Annotated in this window: 23 protein-coding genes; 11 read left to right on the top strand and 12 right to left on the bottom strand. The window is 68.6% G+C overall.

Annotated elements, in window-relative coordinates; genetic code table 11:
- The 3 genes from AMK34_RS14050 to AMK34_RS14060 all read right to left on the bottom strand — a co-directional run bounded on the left by AMK34_RS14050 (position 1) and on the right by AMK34_RS14060 (position 2144).
- Positions 1–759, bottom strand: coding sequence for a 3-hydroxybutyrate dehydrogenase (locus AMK34_RS14050; protein WP_073845666.1), 759 nt, complete (start codon positions 757–759; stop codon positions 1–3).
- A 159-nt stretch (positions 760–918) separates the two neighbouring features.
- Positions 919–1650 carry a hypothetical protein gene (locus AMK34_RS14055; RefSeq protein WP_037335083.1) on the bottom strand — a complete coding sequence of 244 codons (732 nt, stop codon included), beginning with the start codon at positions 1648–1650 and terminating at the stop codon, positions 919–921.
- The gene (locus AMK34_RS14060; protein WP_007028464.1) at positions 1647–2144 is read right to left on the bottom strand and encodes a phosphoribosyltransferase; all 498 of its coding nucleotides are present in this window, start codon (positions 2142–2144) and stop codon (positions 1647–1649) included. Before AMK34_RS14060 ends, AMK34_RS14055 begins: the two co-directional genes overlap by 4 nt.
- 115 nt (positions 2145–2259) lie before the next feature.
- Here AMK34_RS14060 and AMK34_RS14065 point away from each other — a divergent pair, with 115 nt between their 5' ends.
- From AMK34_RS14065 to AMK34_RS14075, 3 genes are all read left to right on the top strand, one after another.
- Positions 2260–2838 carry a GNAT family N-acetyltransferase gene (locus AMK34_RS14065; RefSeq protein WP_038521019.1) on the top strand — a complete coding sequence of 193 codons (579 nt, stop codon included), beginning with the start codon at positions 2260–2262 and terminating at the stop codon, positions 2836–2838.
- A gap of 100 nt (positions 2839–2938) precedes the next feature.
- Positions 2939–4909: an acetate--CoA ligase gene (gene acs / locus AMK34_RS14070; protein ID WP_073845668.1), complete on the top strand. Its 1971-nt coding sequence runs from the start codon at positions 2939–2941 to the stop codon at positions 4907–4909.
- Between the two features lie 167 nt (positions 4910–5076).
- Complete coding sequence (locus tag AMK34_RS14075) at positions 5077–5583, top strand: DUF6319 family protein (protein ID WP_037335074.1); 507 nt, start codon at positions 5077–5079, stop codon at positions 5581–5583.
- Positions 5584–5638: 55 nt separating this feature from the next.
- Here the strand turns inward: AMK34_RS14075 and AMK34_RS14080 are convergent, their stop codons facing one another.
- Both AMK34_RS14080 and AMK34_RS14085 read right to left on the bottom strand, forming a co-directional pair.
- The gene (locus AMK34_RS14080) at positions 5639–5974 is read right to left on the bottom strand and encodes a cupin domain-containing protein (RefSeq protein ID WP_073845670.1); all 336 of its coding nucleotides are present in this window, start codon (positions 5972–5974) and stop codon (positions 5639–5641) included.
- Positions 5971–7275, bottom strand: a complete 1305-nt coding sequence (locus AMK34_RS14085; RefSeq protein WP_073845672.1) for an MFS transporter — start codon at positions 7273–7275, stop codon at positions 5971–5973. Before AMK34_RS14085 ends, AMK34_RS14080 begins: the two co-directional genes overlap by 4 nt.
- Positions 7276–7382: 107 nt before the next feature.
- Between AMK34_RS14085 and AMK34_RS14090 the strand changes: the two genes are divergently transcribed.
- On the top strand, positions 7383–8063 hold the full coding sequence (locus AMK34_RS14090) for a DUF2848 domain-containing protein (protein ID WP_037335066.1): 681 nt from the start codon (positions 7383–7385) through the stop codon (positions 8061–8063).
- Here AMK34_RS14090 and AMK34_RS14095 read toward each other — a convergent pair.
- Both AMK34_RS14095 and AMK34_RS14100 read right to left on the bottom strand, forming a co-directional pair.
- The gene (locus AMK34_RS14095) at positions 8027–8803 is read right to left on the bottom strand and encodes a tRNA(His) guanylyltransferase Thg1 family protein (RefSeq protein ID WP_073845674.1); all 777 of its coding nucleotides are present in this window, start codon (positions 8801–8803) and stop codon (positions 8027–8029) included. The two genes, AMK34_RS14090 and AMK34_RS14095, sit on opposite strands and share 37 nt — an antisense overlap.
- 3 nt (positions 8804–8806) lie before the next feature.
- Positions 8807–9259: an AAA family ATPase gene (locus tag AMK34_RS14100; protein ID WP_198941679.1), complete on the bottom strand. Its 453-nt coding sequence runs from the start codon at positions 9257–9259 to the stop codon at positions 8807–8809.
- Positions 9260–9370: 111 nt separating this feature from the next.
- Here AMK34_RS14100 and AMK34_RS14105 point away from each other — a divergent pair, with 111 nt between their 5' ends.
- Positions 9371–10090 (top strand): VIT1/CCC1 transporter family protein, encoded by a 720-nt coding sequence (locus AMK34_RS14105; RefSeq protein ID WP_037335059.1) that lies wholly within the window; start codon positions 9371–9373, stop codon positions 10088–10090.
- 160 nt (positions 10091–10250) lie between these two features.
- On the opposite strand, the gene AMK34_RS14110 is transcribed toward AMK34_RS14105, so the two are convergent.
- Positions 10251–11711, bottom strand: coding sequence for a peptide MFS transporter (locus AMK34_RS14110; protein ID WP_083649859.1), 1461 nt, complete (start codon positions 11709–11711; stop codon positions 10251–10253).
- Between the two features lie 208 nt (positions 11712–11919).
- Between AMK34_RS14110 and nhaA the strand changes: the two genes are divergently transcribed.
- Genes nhaA through AMK34_RS14130 form a run of 4 tightly spaced genes read left to right on the top strand, consistent with a single transcriptional unit; the run spans position 11920 to position 15008 of the window.
- Positions 11920–13119: a Na+/H+ antiporter NhaA gene (gene nhaA, locus AMK34_RS14115; protein ID WP_073845676.1), complete on the top strand. Its 1200-nt coding sequence runs from the start codon at positions 11920–11922 to the stop codon at positions 13117–13119.
- A gap of 51 nt (positions 13120–13170) precedes the next feature.
- Entirely contained in the window at positions 13171–13665 is a 495-nt protein-coding gene (locus AMK34_RS14120; protein WP_016337874.1) for a phage holin family protein, read from the top strand.
- Positions 13666–13680: 15 nt separating this feature from the next.
- Positions 13681–14604, top strand: coding sequence for an alpha/beta fold hydrolase (locus AMK34_RS14125; RefSeq protein ID WP_073845678.1), 924 nt, complete (start codon positions 13681–13683; stop codon positions 14602–14604).
- Positions 14601–15008, top strand: a complete 408-nt coding sequence (locus AMK34_RS14130; protein WP_038521044.1) for a J-domain-containing protein — start codon at positions 14601–14603, stop codon at positions 15006–15008. Before AMK34_RS14125 ends, AMK34_RS14130 begins: the two co-directional genes overlap by 4 nt.
- Here AMK34_RS14130 and AMK34_RS14135 read toward each other — a convergent pair.
- From AMK34_RS14135 to nth, 4 genes are read right to left on the bottom strand one after another with little or no spacing between them, the layout of a single operon-like run.
- Positions 15001–16185: a MarP family serine protease gene (locus AMK34_RS14135; RefSeq protein ID WP_038521046.1), complete on the bottom strand. Its 1185-nt coding sequence runs from the start codon at positions 16183–16185 to the stop codon at positions 15001–15003. The two genes, AMK34_RS14130 and AMK34_RS14135, sit on opposite strands and share 8 nt — an antisense overlap.
- Positions 16186–16191: 6 nt before the next feature.
- Positions 16192–16899: an NUDIX hydrolase gene (locus AMK34_RS14140; RefSeq protein ID WP_038521049.1), complete on the bottom strand. Its 708-nt coding sequence runs from the start codon at positions 16897–16899 to the stop codon at positions 16192–16194.
- Positions 16896–17492, bottom strand: coding sequence for a TlpA family protein disulfide reductase (locus tag AMK34_RS14145; protein ID WP_073845680.1), 597 nt, complete (start codon positions 17490–17492; stop codon positions 16896–16898). The genes AMK34_RS14140 and AMK34_RS14145 overlap by 4 nt, the downstream gene beginning before the upstream one ends.
- A complete protein-coding gene (gene nth, locus AMK34_RS14150; RefSeq protein WP_038521054.1) occupies positions 17489–18172 on the bottom strand; it encodes an endonuclease III in 684 nt (227 codons plus the stop codon). Before nth ends, AMK34_RS14145 begins: the two co-directional genes overlap by 4 nt.
- Before the next feature lie 238 nt (positions 18173–18410).
- On the opposite strand from nth, the gene AMK34_RS14155 reads away from it, so the two are divergent.
- Positions 18411–18662 (top strand): hypothetical protein, encoded by a 252-nt coding sequence (locus tag AMK34_RS14155; RefSeq protein ID WP_005166943.1) that lies wholly within the window; start codon positions 18411–18413, stop codon positions 18660–18662.
- A 159-nt stretch (positions 18663–18821) separates the two neighbouring features.
- Positions 18822–19496 carry a Crp/Fnr family transcriptional regulator gene (locus AMK34_RS14160; protein ID WP_003081747.1) on the top strand — a complete coding sequence of 225 codons (675 nt, stop codon included), beginning with the start codon at positions 18822–18824 and terminating at the stop codon, positions 19494–19496.
- Positions 19497–19849 lie beyond the last annotated feature (353 nt).

Here is a 19849-nt window from a genome sequence, read left to right on the forward strand (position 1 = left end):
TCACGCGGCGGTCCAGCCGCCGTCGAGGGGGATGGAGGTACCGGTGACATGGGCGGCGTGGTCGCCGGACAGCCAGAGCACGCACGCGGCGACGTCCGCCGGTTCGATGAGCCGTTTGATCGCCGACCGGCGCAGCAGGACCTGCTCGATGACGGCGTCGCGTTCGAGCCCGTGCTCTTCGGCCTGCGCCTGGAGCTGGCCGGTCACCAGCGGCGTCCGGACGTAGCCCGGGTTGACGCAGTTGCTGGTCACGCCGTGTTCCGCGCCTTCGAGCGCGGTGACCTTGGAGAGGCCTTCGAGCGCGTGTTTCGCGGTGACGTACGCGGATTTGAACGGGCTCGCGCGGAGGCCGTGGACGCTGGACATGTTGACCACGCGCCCCCAGCCGCGTTCGTACATGCTCGGCAGCGCGCGGCGGATGAGCAGGAACGGCGCGGTGACCATCAGCGCCTGGATGCGGGTGAACGTCTCCGGCGGGAACTCGTGGATCGGCGCGATGTGCTGGAAACCGGCGTTGTTGACGAGGATGTCGATCTCGGTGGGAAGGGTCTCGACGGCCTGGGTGTCGGTGAGGTCGACGACGTGCGCGATGCCGTCGACGTCGGCCGCCGCCTTCTCGACGGCGTCGTCGATGTCGACGAGGTGGACCTTGGCCCCGGCCTGTGACAGCGCTTCGGCGCAGGCCAGCCCGATCCCGCCCGCCGCACCCGTGACCAGCGCGGACTTACCCGCCAGATCGCTGTGATACGCACCACTCATGCCGGACGACGTTAGGTCTCCCGGCGCGCTTAAGCCATGTGGTCACGCACTACACCTGGGCAAGATCCCGTGTGGCCTCACCCCACCCATGCATTTCGTCCTCTGAATGCGGTAGTTGATATCGCGAACTACCGCATTCAGAGGACGAAACGCGGGGAGTCAGCCGGCGGCGTCGGAGATGGACTTCGCCTCGCGAGCGCCCGCCTCGAACGCTTCGCACGAGAAGAGCAGCCAAGCGCGGACGCCGTCGGGAGTCCCGCTGGAGAAGCCCGTAGCGGCTTCGAGGTACTTCGGCACCCGCCGGAAGTACGCGACCTCCGGCACCGTCAGCGCCTTCGGGTCCAGCCCGGTCGCCACCGCCGAAAGCCGCGCCGCCGCCCGCGCGACGACGCCGTCCGCCGAGCCGAAAGGCTTGAGTGCCAACAGTTCCCCGTGCACGACGGCGGTCAGCACCGGACCCGGCACCGACGTCGCGCCGGTGACCAGTTGCGCCAGCAGCTCCAGCCGCGGCCCGACGTCACCGGACGACCGCGGCCGCCCCAGCGCGTCGAGATCCGTCACCAGATCCGACGCGGCGAGAACGTGCAAACGCGCCAACGCCTGCAGCGGTGCGCGCCGCCACGTCGGGAGCAGTCCTTCGAGCGCTTCCGCGACCCGCAGCGCGCCCGCCAGCACCGGATCGGTCACCTCACCGGATTCCGGCAGTTCGGGCGCGGCGCCCTCGATCCCGGCCGACGCCCGCGCCGACCGCACGGAGGCTTCGGCGGCCGTCGCCGCGCCGCCGCGCAGGTTGGCGGGCAGCCGGTGGACGGCGAAGACAGCGTCCTGAGCCGATTTCGCGGCCGCCGCGACCCCTTCGAGATCCAGCAGCGGCTTCAGCGGATCCGTCACGCGTCCAGCACCTGACCCGCGCGCCGCACCACGGGCGCCTGCACCGACCACGGGAAGTTGATCCACCGGTCCGTGTGCTTCCAGACGTACTCGCATTTGACCTCGGAGCGCGGCTTCTCGTAGACCACCGCGCAGCGCACCTCGGCGACGTGGTCGGCGCAGAAGTCGCGGACCAGCTTCAGCGTCGCACCGGTGTCCGCGACGTCGTCGGCGACGAGCACCTTCTTCTTCGTCAGGTCCACGACGTTCGGCACCGGCGGCAGCATCACCGGCAGGTCGAGACGCTGGTCGACGCCGGTGTAGAACTCGACGTTCATCACGTGCAGGTTCTTGACGTCCAGCGCGTAGCCGAGCGCACCCGCGACGAACAGCCCGCCGCGCGCGATCGACAGGATCAGGTCCGGCTCGAAGCCGTCGTCGGCGACGGCCTGTGCCAGATCCCTGCTGGCCGTCCCGAACAACTCCCAGGTGAGCTCTTCCCGCTCTTCGGCCATGGTGCCTCGCCTTCGTCGATCGTTCCCGCGAGCATAGGCAACGCCGTAGTGGCCTTCTCGAATGCTTCGAAACTGGCTATCCAGTAAGGCCATTGCCGGTCGTACCGTCGAGATCGTGACCGACTGGACCTCCCATGCGACCTTGACCGGCGAACGCGTCCGCCTCGAACCCCTCACCCGCGACCACACCAAGGGCCTCTTCGCGGCGGGTTCCGACCCGGCGATCTGGACCTGGCTCAGCCTCCGGCAGCCGACGGATCTCACCGAGGCCGAAGCGATGGTCGAAGGCATCCTCGCCGACACCGACCGCCGCGCCTGGGCGCAGATCGACGCGCGCACCGGCGAGGTCGCCGGCACGACGTCGTTCTACGCGATGAACGCGCGCCACAAGATCGTTTCCGTCGGCTACACCTGGATCGGTTCCGAATGGCAGCGGACCGGGCTCAACCGCGAGTCGAAACTCCTGTTGCTGCGCCACGCTTTCGACGACCTCGGCGCGAACCGCGTCTCGTGGGAGACCGACATCCGCAACCTCAAGTCGCAGAAGGCGATCGAACGTCTCGGCGCGCAAAGGGAAGGGGTGCTGCGCGCGCATCGCGTGCGGCCGGACGGAACCATCCGCGACACCGTCGTCTACTCCCTGACCGGACCAGAATGGCCGGCGGTCCGTACCGCTTTGTCCTCAAGCGTGTGAATGCCGAGCGCAACCACGATGCAACCTTTTACTTCGCGTCGTAACGTCGATAGCGTGCCAACGGGCGTGAAGACACGCGAAACACAGGAGGCATCGCACCATGACCGAGCAGTCGCCGGCGCTGGACAATTTGCTCACGGAGAGCAGGACCTTCCCCCCGAGTGAGGCTTTCAGCGCGCAAGCGAATGCCACCGCCGACTTCTACGCCGAAGCCGACGACGACCGGGAAGCGTTCTGGGCCAAGCAGGCCGAGCGTCTGCACTGGGAAACGAAGTGGTCGCAGGTACTGGACTGGACCAATGCGCCGGTCGCGAAGTGGTTCGTGGGCGGGAAGCTGAACGTCGCCTACAACTGCGTGGACCGCCACGTCGATTCCGGGCACGGCGACCAGGTCGCCATCCACTGGGTCGGCGAGCCCGGCGACAGCCGCGACATCACCTACGCCCAGTTGAAGGACGACGTTTCCCGCGCGGCGAACGCCCTCGAATCCCTGGGCCTCGAGGCGGGCGACCGCGTCGCCATCCAGATGCCGATGGTGCCCGAAGCGATCGTCGCGATGCTCGCGTGTGCCCGCATCGGCGTCCTGCACAGTGTCGTCTTCGGTGGTTTTTCCCCGACAGCGCTGCGTTCCCGCGTGGACGACCAGGCGGCGCGGATCGTCATCACCACCGACGGCCAGTACCGCCGCGGCAAGGCCGCCCCGATGAAGGCCAATGTCGACGAAGCGCTCGAAGGCGCCGAATCGGTCGAGAAGGTCATCGTCGTCCGCCGCACCGGCGAAGAGGTGCCGATCACCGAAGGCCGCGACCTCTGGTGGCACGAACTGGTCGACGGCCAGTCCGCGGAGCACGCGCCGCAGGCCTTCGACTCCGAGCACCCGCTCTTCATCCTCTACACCTCCGGCACCACCGGGAAGCCGAAGGGCATCCTGCACACCTCCGGGGGCTACCTGACCCAGGCCGCGTACACGCACCACAACGTCTTCGACCACAAGGCGGGCGAAGACGTCTACTGGTGCACCGCCGACATCGGGTGGATCACCGGGCACACGTACATCGTGTACGGGCCGCTGGCGAACCGGACGACCCAGGTCGTCTACGAAGGCACGCCGAACACGCCGCACGAGGGCCGCCACTGGGAGATCGTGCAGCAGCACAAGGTCTCCATCTACTACACCGCGCCCACGTTGATCCGCACGTTCATGAAGTGGGGCAACGAGATCCCGCAGAAGTACGACCTGTCGTCGCTGCGTGTGCTCGGCAGCGTCGGCGAGCCGATCAACCCCGAGGCGTGGATCTGGTACCGCGAGAACATCGGCGCGAACTCGGCGCCGATCGTGGACACCTGGTGGCAGACCGAGACCGGCGCGATCATGATCTCGCCACTGCCGGGTGTCACCGCCACGAAGCCGGGCTCCGCGCAGAAGGCGCTGCCGGGTATCTCGGCGAAGGTCGTCGACGACCAGGGCGTCGAGGTCGGCAAGGGCGGCGGCGGGTACCTGGTGCTCGACAAGCCGTGGCCGGGCATGCTGCGCGGCATCTGGGGCGACGAGCAGCGTTTCCGTGAGACCTACTGGTCCCGCTTCGCCGACCAGGGCTATTACTTCGCCGGAGACGGCGCGAAGTACGACGCCGACGGCGACGTCTGGCTGCTGGGCCGGGTCGACGACGTGATGAACGTGTCCGGGCACCGCATCTCGACCACCGAGGTCGAGTCGGCGCTGGTCTCGCACCCGACGGTCGCCGAGGCCGCCGTCGTCGGCGCGACCGACCCGACCACCGGGCAGGGCATCGTCGCGTTCGTCATCCTGCGCGGCAACGCCGTGGACGGCGGAGACGCGGCCGTCCAGGAGCTGCGCAACCACGTCGCCAAGGAGATCGGCCCGATCGCGAAGCCGCGGCAGATCCTGGTCGTGCAGGAGCTGCCGAAGACGCGGTCCGGCAAGATCATGCGCCGCCTGCTGCGCGACGTCGCGGAGAACCGCCAGGTCGGCGACGTGACCACGCTGGCCGACTCGTCGGTGATGGACCTGATCTCTTCGGGCCTGAAGTCCGGCAAGTCCGAGGAGTAACCCCTCCCGCACGCGCCATGAAAGGTCCTTTCCTTGCAAAATTTGCGAGGAAAGGACCTTTCCTCGCATCCGACACGCCTACCACACCCCGGTTCGCCTCACTCGAACGCCTGTTCTAGGATGTGCCGGGTACCACCCCATACCCGGGCAAGGAGACGACACCGACGATGACCGTGGATGCCTTGACACGCACTGACGCCGTGTCCGAAGAAGCGGCTACCGAAGCGCCCGTCGACTCGACGCCGCAGGCGGAGACCACCTCGGAGACCACCGAAGCCCCGGCCGAGGCCAAGGCCGAGACCCCCGAGGCTTCGAGCACCCCGGAGACCCCCGCCGAAGAAGCCACGGCGGAGTCCCCCAAGCCCAAGCGCGGCCGTCCGAAGGTCGCCACGACGGCGAAGAAGACCCGCACCGTCGAGCTGACCCTCACGGTCACCGGAACCGCCGACGGCGAGTGGCAGGCCGAGCTCAAGAACGGCGCGAAGTGGGTCGCGAAGGGCCTGGAGATCCCGGCCGCCGCCGTGTCCCGCGCCGCCAAGGAGCTGCACGCGGACCTGTCGGGCCCGATCGACGAGGTCATCAACGCCGCCCGCGAGCTGCAGGCCGCGAAGGTGGCTCAGCTCGAAGCCGAGCTGGAGAAGGCGAAGCTGGCGCTGGCCGAGCTGGATGCCTGAGACTTTCCTCCCGACCGGGGCGGACGCTGGATATCAGTGTCCGCCCCGGTTTCTTTCATTCCGCGATCGGCGGCCGCGTGGGCAGCGGTGTCTTGAACTCGACCCACTGACTGTCCACAATGGCCTCGACGCTGTGCGGAACGCCGCGCGGATGGACGATCGTGCCGCCCGCTTCGAGCGTCACCTCCTCGCCGTCGAGCGTGCCGCGCAGCGAACCCGAAATCAGGTAAACGATGCTGTCGTGATCGTGGCTGTGCACGGGAGAAGCGACGCCCGCCGGATAGTGGATCTCATACGCCAGGCCACCTTCCGCCGTCGCGAGCGTCCGGAACCGGCCCTGCCCTCCGATCAGCGGCAGACCCTCCACTGTGGACATCGCGGTCCAGGTCATCGCACGGGCTCCATGGCGGCGGCCTCCTCGCGGTCCGGGTCATGGGCGAGCACGACCCCGATGATGGTCACCACCGCGGTCGCGAGCAGGTAGGCCCCGATCGCGAGCCAGGTGTCGAAACCGGCCAGGAGCGCGGTGAACAGCAGCGGCGCGGGCGCCCCGCCGATCACGCCGGCGAGCGTGTACGCCAGCGAACTTCCGGTGTAGCGCAGGCGCGGCGAGAACTGCTCGGTGACGAGCGCGGCCTGCGGGCCGTAGAGCGCGGCGTGGATGACCAGCGCGAGCACGATGCCGATCGCCAGCATCGCGAACGATCCGCCGCTGACCATCGGGAAGAACACGAACGGCCAGATACCGGCGGCGATGGTCGCGAACAGGTACATCTTGCGCCGGGAAACGCGGTCCGAAAGCGCGCCGAACAGCGGCATCAGGATCAGCTGGAACGCGGAACCGATCATCACCGCGGCCAGCCCGGCACCGCGCGAGAGGTCGGTGTGCGTGGTGACGTAGGTGAGGACGAAGACGGTGAACAGCGCGTAGAGCACGTCCGGGCAGACGCGGATGAGCACGGCGGCGACGAGCGCGCGGCGTTCGGTGCGGAAGACCTCGGAGATCGGCGCCGACGAGCGTTCGCCCCGCTCCTGGATCTGCTTGAAGACCGGCGTCTCCTCCAGTTTGAGCCGGATCCACAGCCCGAACCCGACGAGCGCGCCGGACAGCAGGAACGCGATCCGCCAGCCCCAGCCGTTGAACTGGTCCTCGGTGAGCAGCGCGGCCAGCACGGCGAGGACACCGTTGGCGAGCAGGTTGCCCGCGGGCGGGCCGATCTGCGCGGCCGAAGCCCAGAAGCCCCGTTTGCCCGGATCGCCGAACTCACTCGACAGCAGGACGGCGCCACCCCATTCGCCGCCGATGCCGACGCCCTGCGCGAACCGCAGCGCCACGAGCAGGACCGCCGCGAAGCCGCCGATCGTCTCGTACGTGGGCAGGACACCGATGAGGAACGTCGCCACACCGGTGAGCACGAGCGTCATGACCAGGATGCGTTTGCGGCCGAGCACGTCGCCGAGGCGGCCGAAGAGGAACCCGCCGATCGGCCGGGCGAGATAGCCGACCGCGTAGGTCGAGAACGCCGCCATCGTGCTCGCGAGCTGGTCTTCCGAGGGGAAGAAGAGATGCCCGAAGATCGTCGCGGCCGCCACCGAGTAGGCCGCGAAGTCGTACCACTCGAGCGCGGTTCCCGAGAGGCTGGCCGCGAAGGCCTTGTGCAACGAACGCCGGTCACCGGCTGGTGAGGTCATGTCCACATCCGTCCGTAGGAGGTCCGCAACCCCGCCGGGAGGGGTTGAATTGCGGATATACTCCTTGTATACAAGCTGTATGCGCAACCCCCAATCTCGGAGGACAGATGCCTGAGCTGCGTTTCACCCTTCCCGACGGCCAGGAGCGGCGGACCGAGGTCCACACGCTGCTGAACGCCGGATACGCCGGTCGCAGCCAGGAGGACGTCGCCGCCCACGTGGCCGAACTGGCCGAACTCGGCGTCCCCGCGCCTTCGGTGATCCCGGCGCTCTACCCGGTCGCGCCGTACCTGGCGAGCCAGACCGACGAGGTCCCGGTGCAGCACGAGCGGACCTCCGGCGAGGCCGAATGGGCCCTCGTCATCACCGGCCCCGAGCCCGAGGACGTCCTCCTGACCGCCGCCTGCGACCACACCGACCGCGCGCTCGAAGCGCACGGCGTCGCGTGGAGCAAGAACGCCGGCCCCGACGTCCTCGCCGCCAAGGCTTGGCGGCTCGTCGACGTCCAGGACCGGCTCGACGACCTCACGCTGTCCGCGTGGGCCGGGGAAACCCTGATCCAGCAAGGGAAACTCGCGGAACTGCTGCCGCCGTCGTACTGGCTGGACGTGCTGCGCGAACGCGATCTGTACGCCCCCGGCACCGTGCTGATCTCCGGGACCATCCCGATGGTGCACGGCGTCGACCAGTTCGCCGACTCCTGGCGCGTCGAACTGGGCGACCCCGCGACCGGCGAGACGATCGAACTCGCCTACTCGGTGCGGCGGCTGCCCGAACCGATCGGCTGAAGCAACTCGCCCAGGAAGGCGCGATATTCGCCCTTCATCGGCAACTCGCGGTCGACGCGGACGCGGCGGCGGGTCGCGGAGACCTCGACCTCTCGCACCGGATCGAAACCGGTGCGCTCGTAGGACTCCCAGTACAGCCCGACGCCGCGGCGCTGCCAGGCGGGGACTTCGGCGAAATTGACGCCGTGTGCGAAGAGCAGTTCGTTCTTCTCGGAGACACCGGTGCCTTCGAGAGCCGCTCCGGCCTCACTCGCCGACTTCCCCGCCTTGCGCAGGATCCAGTAGCACCAGCCGTTGAGCGCGCAGCGGGCCGCGTCCGCCTGACGCCAGGAGAAGTAGTCGACGACGTCGTCCGTCGTCGTGCCGAGCCAGACCCTGCCGTCGAAGTGCGCGGGCACCCCGGCCGCGTGGGTGAACGCGGCCGACGCGACCCCGGCGGAGATCGACACGAGCTTCTCCACGCCCCGGCCGAACAGGTCGGCGGCGGGAGGCAGCACGAGGGAGATCTCGTCGCTTTCCGTGTACACGTAAGGCGAAGCGAACTCCGCCATCAACGCGCTCGCCGCCTCGGCCATGCAGTCGGCGAACCGGGGATCGAACGGTTTCCCGAACCGCGCCTCGGTGAACTTGGAGAAGCCCCGGCCGTCGACACGGAGCACCGTCCACGCTCCCGGCGGTACGGTCAGCCCGTGGAACCACTCGCGTTCCCGATGCCGTGCCTCGAAATCACCGGCGTCCATGGTTCACCCCCGCTCCACGACGAAACCGCCCTCACCGTCGAAACCGACGGTGTACAGCTCGTCGAAACCGTCTTCGGCGCTCGGGCGCCGCAGCCGCTTGAGAGTCGCATACAGGCCGACGTCGGGCACCCGGGTTTTGCCGCTCCGCCGCGCGTTGCGCTCTTGGGAACCTTCGAGATCCGGCGGGAACCAGTACCCGGAGACGCGCGCGCCGTGCCGTCTCGCGACCTCGATCAGCGGCGTCCACTCCTCCGGCGATGGGTTGGTGTTGTCCACGACCACCGAACGGCCTTCTTCGAGTGCCTCGGCGAGCATCCGCAGCTGGCGCCGCTGCCGTTGCTTGGCGTTCGGGAAGTGGTCCTTGCTGAGATGGACGTGCGTGTCCGCGAACACCCGCCGGAAGAACGTCGACTTCCCGGACGCCTGCAACCCGATCAGGATCACCACCTCCGCCATGTCCGCAATGTATCCCACGACTTAGGTAAGGCAATAATGAATAAGGATTGCCTCAATTGACCGAATCACTTTCCACTCGCCTCGCGCCGTTTTCCGTGTTTCACTGAAACGGTGACCGAGACGGTATCGACCGAACATCCCCACGAACCGCACGCGGATCTGGGCGGCAAACTGAACTGGTTGCGCGCCGGGGTACTCGGCGCGAACGACGGGATCGTGTCGGTGGCGGGCATCGTGGTCGGCGTCGCGGGCGCGACCACGGACTCCACCACGATCGCCACCGCGGGAATCGCGGGGCTCGTCGCGGGCGCGCTTTCGATGGCGGGCGGCGAATACGTCTCCGTGAGCACTCAGCGCGACACCGAACGCGCACAGTTGCGGCTGGAAAAGCGTGAACTGAAAGAGATGCCGGAAGCCGAAGAACGGGAACTCGCGCAAATCTACGAAGGCAAGGGCCTTTCCCCGGAACTGGCCGCCGAGGTCGCCCGCGAACTGACCGAAAAGGACGCGCTGCAGGCGCACGCCGAGGCCGAACTCGGCATCGATCCGGACAATCTGACCAGCCCGTGGCAGGCGGCGTGGGCCTCGCTGGTGGCGTTCACCGTCGGCGCGCTGCTGCCGTTGCTGGCGATCGTGTGGACGTCGACCTCGGCCCGCGTCTGGGCGTGCGCGGCGGCCGTCGTGGTCGGGCTGGCGCTGACCGGGTTCATCAGCGCGAAACTCGGCGACGCCCGGGCCGGCCGCGCGATCGCGCGGAACGTCGGCGTGGGCGCGCTGACGATGCTGGTGACGTACTACGTCGGCGTGCTGTTCGGTACCACCGTCGGCTGACGGCGATCTCGCGTGATCGGAGGGACGACACGCGTGATCAGACGGCGAACTCGCGTGATTGGAGCCGTAAGACAGCGAAAGGGCCCTTCACCGCGTCCTATGCGGTGAAGGGCCCTTTCAGCACCTCCGAGGGTCGCTCGTCAGCGCGGGAAGAAGTGCGTCAGTGAACGCCCTTCATGAGCTTGCGGATCATCGGCGTCGCCACCAGGAGCGCCACACCGACCACGATGGCCACGCCGCCGACGATGCTGAAGTACGGCGCTTCGTCGTCGACCGTGTAGTACTCGGCGAGCTTCCCGGACATCGCCGTGCCGAGCGAGATCGACAGGAAGTTCAGCGCCACCATCTGCGTCCGGAACGCCTCCGGCGCGAGTTTGGTCGACAGCGAGAGGCCGACCGGCGACAGCATCAGTTCCGCCATGGTGAACACGAACAGGATGCCGGCCAGCGCGAGCAGCGGGCTCGCGTTCTTGCCGCTGCCGACCATCGGGAGGAACAGCAGGAACGCCACGCCCATGGTGACCGTGCCGAGCACGAACTTGATCGGCGAGGACGGCTGCCGCGAGCCGAGTTTCGTCCAGATCGCCGCGATCACCGGCGCGAACAGGATGATGAACACGGGGTTGATCGAGTTGACCCACGCGACCGGCATCTCCCAGCCGAAGATCGTCCGGTTCAGCCGCTCGTCGGTGTAGGCCGCGACCACGGTGAACTGCTGCTGGTACAGCGAGAAGAACGCGGCGCTCGCGATGAACATCGGGATGAACGAGTACACCCGGCTGCGTTCGTCGGAGGTGATCTTCTTGCTGCTGATGATCACCACGAAGTAGATCACCGAGATGACCGCGACGGCCCAGACGACGACGTCGACGAGGTTGCCGGGGTTGATCACGCCGAACACCACGAGCAGCACGATCGCCGCGACACCCACCGCGGTGCCGCCGAAGACCAGCGGCCGCTGCGAGGCGGGCAGCGGGTTGGGGATCTCGCTCGCCTTCTCACCGAGGTTCTTGCGGCCGATCGTGTACTGGGTCAGGCCGAGCGCCATCCCGAACGCGGCGAGCCCGAAGCCGACGTGGAAGCCGATCTCGCTCTGCGCGAGGCCGGTCAGCAGCGGCCCGACGAAACCGCCGATGTTCACGCCCATGTAGAAGATGGTGAAACCGCCGTCGCGGCGCTCGTCACCGGCGGCGTACAGCGTCCCGACGATGGCCGTGGCGTTGGATTTCAGCCCGCCACTGCCGACGGCCACGCAGACGAGGCCGACGCCGATGCCCGCCAGCCCCGGCAGCACGGCGAGGCTGATGTGCCCGATCATGATCAGGATCGCGCTGTAGAACAGCGTCCGTTCGGAGCCGAGCACGCGGTCCGCGACCCAGGCGCCGATCACCGCCGACAGGTAGACCATGCCGCCGTACGCGCCGACGATGCCGAGCGCGGAGGCCTTCGGCAGCGCGAGGCCGCCCTGACTGACTTCGTAGTAGAGGTAGATGGGGAGGATGCCGAGCATCCCGTAGTACGAGAAACGCTCCCACATCTCGACGCCGAAGAGGTTCGCCAGCCCTCGTGGGTGCCCGAAGAACCTCGTGTCTTGCTGGACCTCGGTAGAGGTACTCACCATGCCGTCCTTATCGAAGACATCGTTGTCGGTTTTCAGTTGACATGCTAGAAGCCCACCATGTGGACGGGACACCGACGTCCGCATGGATCTTGTGGTCGCCGTCATGAACGCGAGATTTCCGCAGCTCCAGGCGTTAAAATGGTGTCAAGGTGCGCCGGGAAGTCTGGTCGGCAACAGTATTCGTCGTTGCCGAAAACCGGAGGTCGTCTTGTCCGGACCGAACCGTCCCGCGAAAGTCGTCGTCGCCGAGTTCGCCCGTTATCTCCGCACGGAGACCACCGGCGGAATGATCCTGCTCGGCGCCACCGCGATCGCCCTGTTGTGGGCGAATTCGCCCATTGACGACAGTTACCGCGCCATCCGCGATTTCCGGCTCGGTCCCGAATTCCTGCATCTGAACCTGACGATCGGCGACTGGGCGAAAGACGGCCTGCTCGCGTTGTTCTTCTTCGTCGCGGGGCTCGAACTCAAACGCGAACTCGTGGTCGGTGAACTCTCCCGGTTCAAACAGGCGATCCTGCCGGTGGTCGCCGCGGTCGGCGGCATGATCGTGCCGGCGCTCGTCGCCCTTTCCGTGGGCTGGGGAACCCCGGGCATCGAACGCGCGTGGGCCATCCCGGTCGCCACCGACATCGCGTTCGCCCTGGGCGTGCTCGCCCTGACCGCGTCGAACCTGCCGAGCAGCGCCAGGGTCTTCCTGCTCTCGCTCGCGGTGGTCGACGACCTCGGCGCGATCCTGCTCATCGCGATCCTCTTCACCGCGAAGTTCGACCTCGTCGCCGCGGGTGTCGCCGTCGTCGCCCTCGCGCTGTACGCGTACCTGCAGCACCGTCGCGTCCGCAGCGCCTGGATCTACGTGCCGCTGGCCTTGATCACCTGGGTCGCGGTGCATTCGGCGGGTATCCACGCCACCATCGCCGGCGTCGCGCTCGGCCTGCTCACCCGCGTCCGCGCCGACGAGGGCGAGGAGCACGCGCCCGCGATCCGGCTCGAACACCGGTTGCAGCCGTGGTCGGCCGCGGTCGCGGTACCGCTGTTCGCGCTGTTCGCGGCCGGGATCACAGTGGACGGCGAATCGCTCAGCGCGGTGTTCACCACCGCGTTGCCGCTGGCCGTGCTCGTCGGGCTCGTCGGCGGGAAGCTCATCGGGATCTTCGGCGCCAGCCTGCTCGCCGTGAAGTTCAAGCTCGCGGAGAAACCCAGGGGGATGGGCTGGCGTGACATCGGGGCGCTGTCGATGCTCGGCGGCGTCGGGTTCACGGTGAGCCTGCTGATCGCCGATCTCGCGCTCGACGGGGAGGCCGTCGAACTGGCGAAGGCGGCGGTGCTGATCGCCTCGGCCATCGCCTCGCTTTCGGCCGCCGCGATGCTGCTGCACCGCAGCCGCGTGCACGCGCGCGAAGATTGAGAATGCGACACTCGCCGGTCCGCCGCGCCCGTGATCGGGGCACGTGGCACGATGACCGGTGTGAGCAGCCCCAAGCACGAACGTACCGGCCCCGACGGCGTGGGGGCCGTGCCCTACCTCCCCCTGTCGAGCGATGACGACGTGGTAGCGAGCGAGCAGTCCCTCGGGAAACTCGTCGGCGATGCCACACAGCACGTCTCGACGCTGATCCGCGCCGAGGTCGAGCTGGCCAAATCCGAGGTCGTCGCGGAGGCGAAGAAGGGCCTCAAGGGCGCCATCTTCTTCCTGGTCGCGCTGGTCGTCGGGCTGTACAGCTCGTTCTTCTTCTTTTTCTTCCTCGGCGAGCTGCTGTCGGAGTGGCTGATGCGCTGGGCGGCGTTCGCGATCGTGTTCGGGCTGATGCTCGCCACGACGGCGGTCGCGGGGTTCCTGGGCTACCGCAAGGTGAAGAAGATCAAGGCGCCCGAGCGCACGATCAACAGCTTCAAGGACACCGCCGCCGCGTTCAAGCCGCGTCATGACGACGCGCCCGCGGACCGCGACTGAGAAGTCTTCGAGTCGGTGCAGGCGACACCGGATCCGTCGATCGTCCGGATCGACGGTCCGTGGACCCATCGTGACGTCTCGGCGAACGGCATCCGGCTGCACGTCGCCGAACTCGGCGACGGGCCGCTGGTCGTGCTGCTGCACGGGTTCGCCGAGTTCTGGTGGACCTGGCACCACCAGCTGACCGCGCTCGCCGACGCCGGTTTCCGCGCGGTCGCGGTGGATCTGCGCGGCTACGGCGACTCCGACAAACCCCCGCGCGGCTACGACGCCTGGACCCTCGCGGGCGACGTCGGCGGGCTGATCAAGTCGCTCGGCGCGCGCAAGGCCCATCTCGTCGGGCATGCCTGGGGCGGCATGCTCGCGTGGACGGTCGGCGCGCTGCACCCGCGGCTGGTCTCGTCGGTCAGCGTGCTGGGCGGCGCGCATCCGCTGGCGTTGCGCAGCGCCGTCCGGCGGCCGGGACAGCTGCGCGCTTCGGGACATCTGTTCCGCTTCCAGGTGCCGATGGCACCGGAGAAATGGCTGGTCAAGGACGACGCGTTCGCCGTCGAAGAGCTGTTCCGCGCCTGGTCTGGTCCACAGTGGACGGACACGGCGGAGTTCGCCGAGGCCGTGCGGGCGTTCCGGCAGGCGATGCTCGTGCCGGGAGTGCCGCACAGCGCGCTCGAGTACTACCGATGGGCGTTCCGCGCGCAGTTCCGCGGTGAAGGACGCCGGTTCAGTGAAGCGCTGCGAGGCCGCTTCGCTCCCCGAGTGCTGCAACTGCACGGCGAGGAGGACCGGTGCGTCCTGCCCGACACCGCGGCGGCGTCCCGTCGCTGGGCCCCGGACGCCCGTCTCGAGCGCTGGCCGGGCATCGGGCACTTCCCGCATCTGGAGGCCCCGGACCGCACGTCGGCCGCCTTGCTGGACTTTTTCCGTATCCTGGAAGCATGACCGAGCGCAAACCGACGGGCGTGTCGTTCGAGTCCTGGGTGGACAGGCAGGTCAGCGCGGCCGCCGCGAAGGGCGAGTTCGACGACCTTCCCGGCGCGGGGAAACCGCTGCCGAAGACCGACGGCAAGGACACCGCGCTGGCCTGGGTGGTGAACAAGGTCCGCGCCGAGGGGCACGACGTTTCGGCGCTGCTGCCGCCTTCGCTGGCGATCGCGAAGGAGCTCGACGATCTGCCGGACACCTTGGCTCGTGTACGTCGTGAGGCGCGGGTGCGGGAGATCGTCGAAGACCTGAACGAACGGATCCGCGCCGAGCACCGGCGTCCGGCGGGCGGTCCGGTACTGCGGGCACGGCCGCTGGACGTGGAAGAGGTCGTGACCTCCTGGCGCGAAGCCGCTAGTTAGCGCAAGGCCCGGTCGAGGTGTTCGCGCTCAGCGCCGGAGCCGTCTCGACCACCGGCCGCACCTGCTCCGAGGTCAGCGTGAAGCCGGTCTCCGGATCCTCGACGGCCGCACCGAACACGACCCCGATGACCTCGCCATCGGGGTTGATCATCGGTCCGCCCGAGTTCCCGCTGCGGACCTGCCCGCGCACGGTGAACACGTCGCGCTGCACGGTGTTGGACTCGTAGATGTCCGGTCCGCGCAGGTTGATCCGGCCGCGCACTCTGGCCGGCGTCGCGGTGTACGGACCGTCGAGCGGGTAGCCGAGCACGATCGCGTTGTCGCCCGCGCGCGCGACCCGCGGCGTGAACGGGAGCACCGGGGCCTGCAGCCTCGGCACCGCGAGCACGGCCACGTCGGCCTCGGGATCGAAGTAGACGACCCTGGCCGGGAACTTGCCCGAGGTCGACTCGATGGCGACCTCGTCGGTGCCCGCGACCACGTGCGCGTTCGTCATCACCCGCTGCGGCGCGACGACGAAACCGCTGCCCTCCAGCGCCCGCGAGCACGAGGTCGCGTTGCCGCGGATCTTCACCACACTGCGGTGCACCTGTTTGACGATCGCGCTCGCCTGCAGCGCGGTGTCCGGCGGGCTGGTGTCCTCGACGTTCGGCTTCTGGAACGGGTCCACAATGGACGGGAAGCCCGAGGCGTCCAGCAGTTTGCGCAGTTCGCTCGGGAAGCCTTGCGCCGCTTCGGGCATGACGTCGTTGACGCCGCCGAGCACGACCGAGCTGTTGATCGACTTCGCCAGCCCCGGCACTCCCGAGACGGCGGTGAGCGGTGTCGCGATCAGCCACGCGACCACGAACACCACGGCGGCCTGCACCACCGCGCCCAGCGTCTTGTCGACGCCGGAAAGCTTGTCCGGATTGATCTTCTGCCGCAGCTTCCGGCCGGCCCAGACCCCGAGGGTCTCGCCGAGCGCGACCAGGAACACCACGGTCGCCACCGCGAAGGCGACCTTCGCCGCCGGATGCTGGAAGAGTTCCACGACCAGCGGCGCGATCTTGATCCCCGCGAGCGCGCCGAGCACCACCCCGACCAGCGAGGGGAGGGCGATGATCACCCCCTGGAACGCGCCGGACACGCCCGCCAGCAGCGCGAGCAGGATCACCAGTACGTCGACCCAGTTCACCGGCGCCTACTCCTTCTCCGGCACTTGCCGCCCGTCGACCCGCGCCTGATGTTCGGCCAACGCTACGTCAAGGTCACGGACGTCGCCGTGGTCCCAGTCCCGTTCCCAGCCGCCGAGCGCCAGCGTCATCGCCAGCAGGCCGCCCGTGAAACCCCAGACGAACATCCCGCCGACGTCGAACGCGGGGCCCTTCCAGTCGTAGCCCTTGCGCATGACCTGGAACCGGTTGGCCGGATCGGTGAGCTCCGCGACCGGCACCCTGGCCACGGCCGCCGTCTCGCCGGGGTCGACGGCGTGCACCGGCGACGGCGTCCGCCAGTAGGCGAGCACCGGCGTGACGGCGAAGCTGGACACCGGGACGAACAGCTCCGGGAAGACCGCCACCGGCAGCACCCCCGCCGGCTCGACGCCGGTCTCCTCCTCCGCCTCGCGCAACGCGGTGCCGACCGGTCCGCCGTCCTCCGGCTCGGCGCCCCCGCCGGGGAAGCTGACCTGGCCCGCGTGCGAGCCGAGGGTGTCCGCGCGGCGTTGGAGCAGGACGTCCGGCCCCTGCGGGCCTTCGCCGAAGAGCATCAGGACGGACGCGGACCGGTAGCTCGCGTCCGGCGGCACGCTGAACCGGCTGAAGGTGGCCGCGTCGACCTCGCCACTGATCTTGACCAGCGGCTGCAGCCAGGCGGGCACGGCGTCGGTGTCCACGAGGGGGCCGGTCATGGTGTCCCTTCCACAGCGGCGCGCACCTGGTCAGTGTTCAGGAAGACGCGTGGGTTCTCGATGAGCCGGACGTCGCCGCCCGCCGTGACCAGGTACGTCGCGGGCAGGGAGGAAGGGACCTTCAGTGCCGTCCGCACCGGCCCCGACTGTCCGTCACCGTCGAACACGGACGGCAGCCGGACACCCAGCTCGGCCAGCATCGCCAGCCCGTCGGCGCCGGAGCTCGCGACCTGGACGAGGAGCACCCGCGCGGCGCCGGGCTGCGCGGCGTACCGCTGGAGCAGCGGAAGCTCGGCCCGGCACGGCTCGCACCACGACGCCCACAGGTTGACCAGCACGGGACCGCCCGAGACCACCTTGGCGAGGTCGACCCTGGAGCCGTCGCCGAGGCACTCGACATCGACACCGCGCAGCTTCGCCACCTCACCGGGCCCAGGCGGCGGGCAAGGGGCGAGCGCGGCCTTCGCCCGCGCGGCCCTGAGATCCCCCGACGTCTTCGCGGGCGCCTGGCCGTCCCGCGTCGTGAGCAACGCGACGATCAGGGCCACCACCAGCACGGCGGCACCGAGGGCCAGTTTGGTGACCCTGGTCACCGGCGGGCCGCCAGATCCAGGATGTGGTCGCGTTCTTCGCCCTTGACCAGCTTCGCGGCCTCTTCGAATTCCGTCGGGCCGGTTCCGTACGAGGGGCACATCTTGGCCAGCGGGCAGGCGCCGCAGGCCGGTTTGCGGGCGTGGCAGACGCGGCGGCCGTGGAAGATCGTCCGATGCGAGAGGAGCGTCCACTCCTTGCGCGGGATCAGCTCGCCGACGGCGTGCTCGACCTTGACCGGGTCCTCCTCCTCGGTCCAGCCCCAGCGGCGGACCAGGCGGCCGAAATGCGTGTCGACGGTGATCCCGGGGACCCCGAAGGCGTCGCCGAGCACGACGTTGGCCGTCTTGCGGCCGACCCCCGGCAGCGTGACGAGGTCCTTCAGCTTGCCGGGTACTTCGCCGTCGTAGCGCTCCACCAGCGCGGCGCCCAGTCCCAGCACCGAATTCGCCTTGGCGCGGAAGAAACCCGTCGGGCGGAGGTACTCCTCGAGTTCGGCGCGGTCGGCGCCGGCGTAGTCCGCGGCGGTCCGGTAGCGCGCGAAGAGCGCGGGCGTGACCTGATTCACGCGGACGTCGGTGGTCTGTGCCGAAAGCACGACCGCGACCAGCAGTTCGAGCGGAGTGGTGAAGTCGAGCTCACAGTGCGCGTCGGGGAACTCGTCGTCGAGGCAACGCTTCATCCGCCTGGCGCGTCTCACCAACGCGAGCCGGCTTTCACCCTTGCCCCCCGCGCGGGGGGCATTGGTGAGGGCAGGAGGCACCCCGATAGCCTACGGGCGCCATCGGACGAGCCAGTGGGAGCATCCCGCCGGTCGACGGCCGACACGCCAGAGCACCACCTCGGCGCTTCGATCGAGGACGCCATGAGCGAGGATCTGGAGTAATGCACAACTTTTCGGAATTCCCTGGGCAGGGCTCATGACCGTCTGGTTCGTCATCCTCGTGCCCCTGGTGATCATGTTCTTCGCGCTGTTCATGGAACGCGTGGAGACCAGGCTCAAGCACGTCGCGGTGCAGGAGAACGAGGTCGAGGAGTTCCTCGAGCAGGCTCAGCCCAACGAGGTCAGGGCCCTTTACGGGCACGGCATCGGGCGCGCCCTCGAGCTTTTCCGGCTGCGCAGGCTGGGCGGGAAGGCGGCCAGGCTTCGCGCGCGACGCGTGCGGAGTTAGGCTCCACGTTCGAGCGAGATCGTTCCCGGCCCGCGCGCGCGTTCGGCGTGCCGACGAGCGATCTCGCGCGCACAACCTAGACTGACGCGAAAAGTGATCGACGACACGGTCCCCGCCCGACGAGGATCGACGTCGTATCTCGATGAGGAGGCACCCGAGGTGGACGAAACCCTGGCCCGAGCGGGCATTTTCCAGGGTGTTGAGCCGGCAGCCGCCGAGGCGCTGGCACAGACCTTGGAATCCGTGGAGTTCCCTCGCGGGCATGTCATCTTCAACGAGGGTGAACCCGGCGACAAGCTTTACATCATCCAGTCCGGCAAGGTGAAGATCGGCCGCAAGTCACCCGACGGCCGCGAGAACCTGCTGGGCATCTTCGGCCCGTCCGACATGTTCGGCGAGCTGTCCATTTTCGACCCCGGCCCCCGGACGTCCAGCGCGACGACGGTGACCGAGGTCCGCGCGGTGACGATGGACCGCCCGGCGCTGCGGCAGTGGATCTCCACCCGCCCGGAGATCGCCGAGCAGCTGCTCCGTGTGGTCGCCCGCAGGCTGCGCCGGACGAACAACATGGTCGCCGAGCTGATCTTCACCGACGTCCCCGGCCGCGTGGCGCGGGCGCTGCTGCAGCTCGCGCAGCGCTTCGGCAGCCAGGAGGCCGGCCTGCTGCGGGTCACCCACGACCTGACTCAGGAAGAGATCGCCCAGTACGTCGGCGCCTCGCGCGAGACCGTCAACAAGGCTCTCGCCGACTTCGCGCACCGCGGCTGGCTGCGGCTCGAAGGCAAGAGCGTGCTGATCCTGGACCCGGAGCGGCTGGCCCGCCGCGCGCGTTGATTTCAAGTACATGAAGGCCCCCTTCATTGCGTCTAGCGCAGTGAAGGGGGCCTTCATGTACTCGTGCTGAAACACAACGAAGAGCCGGGCGCCACCCCCGACGTGGCGCACCGGCTCTTCGCTGTGCGCGGACCATCCCCCGACGATCCGCGCTCCCCGCCCTCCGGAACAAGGCCCCGACCCGTACGCCGGAGGGAGCTGGAAGCTGTGTGTTTGTCGTACAACCATCCACGGCCATCGGCCGTGAACTCAAGTTCTTTCACTCTCAAGGACGCCATCTGCGTCGATTTGTTGCCCCGAATGACCCAGAATCGACCGACTGTTACCTGATCGTGACGAACCTGGCGGATTCG

It is taken from the genome of Amycolatopsis sp. CB00013 (assembly GCF_001905755.1).
Taxonomy (GTDB): domain Bacteria; phylum Actinomycetota; class Actinomycetes; order Mycobacteriales; family Pseudonocardiaceae; genus Amycolatopsis; species Amycolatopsis japonica.

What these genes read in the sequence shown, in the direction of transcription:
- AMK34_RS14085 (WP_073845672.1), bottom strand. Translation starts at nt 7,275, where the DNA reads ATGACCTCACCAGCCGGTGACCGGCGTTCGTTGCACAAGGCCTTCGCG.
- nth (WP_038521054.1), bottom strand. Translation starts at nt 18,172, where the DNA reads ATGAAGCGTTGCCTCGACGACGAGTTCCCCGACGCGCACTGTGAGCTC.
- AMK34_RS14140 (WP_038521049.1), bottom strand. Translation starts at nt 16,899, where the DNA reads ATGACCGGCCCCCTCGTGGACACCGACGCCGTGCCCGCCTGGCTGCAG.
- AMK34_RS14155 (WP_005166943.1), top strand. Translation starts at nt 18,411, where the DNA reads ATGACCGTCTGGTTCGTCATCCTCGTGCCCCTGGTGATCATGTTCTTC.
- acs (WP_073845668.1), top strand. Translation starts at nt 2,939, where the DNA reads ATGACCGAGCAGTCGCCGGCGCTGGACAATTTGCTCACGGAGAGCAGG.
- AMK34_RS14050 (WP_073845666.1), bottom strand. Translation starts at nt 759, where the DNA reads ATGAGTGGTGCGTATCACAGCGATCTGGCGGGTAAGTCCGCGCTGGTC.
- AMK34_RS14100 (WP_198941679.1), bottom strand. Translation starts at nt 9,259, where the DNA reads ATGGCGGAGGTGGTGATCCTGATCGGGTTGCAGGCGTCCGGGAAGTCG.
- AMK34_RS14075 (WP_037335074.1), top strand. Translation starts at nt 5,077, where the DNA reads ATGACCGTGGATGCCTTGACACGCACTGACGCCGTGTCCGAAGAAGCG.
- AMK34_RS14095 (WP_073845674.1), bottom strand. Translation starts at nt 8,803, where the DNA reads ATGGACGCCGGTGATTTCGAGGCACGGCATCGGGAACGCGAGTGGTTC.
- AMK34_RS14130 (WP_038521044.1), top strand. Translation starts at nt 14,601, where the DNA reads ATGACCGAGCGCAAACCGACGGGCGTGTCGTTCGAGTCCTGGGTGGAC.
- AMK34_RS14120 (WP_016337874.1), top strand. Translation starts at nt 13,171, where the DNA reads ATGACCGGTGTGAGCAGCCCCAAGCACGAACGTACCGGCCCCGACGGC.
- AMK34_RS14110 (WP_083649859.1), bottom strand. Translation starts at nt 11,711, where the DNA reads ATGGTGAGTACCTCTACCGAGGTCCAGCAAGACACGAGGTTCTTCGGG.
- AMK34_RS14090 (WP_037335066.1), top strand. Translation starts at nt 7,383, where the DNA reads ATGCCTGAGCTGCGTTTCACCCTTCCCGACGGCCAGGAGCGGCGGACC.
- AMK34_RS14080 (WP_073845670.1), bottom strand. Translation starts at nt 5,974, where the DNA reads ATGACCTGGACCGCGATGTCCACAGTGGAGGGTCTGCCGCTGATCGGA.
- AMK34_RS14060 (WP_007028464.1), bottom strand. Translation starts at nt 2,144, where the DNA reads ATGGCCGAAGAGCGGGAAGAGCTCACCTGGGAGTTGTTCGGGACGGCC.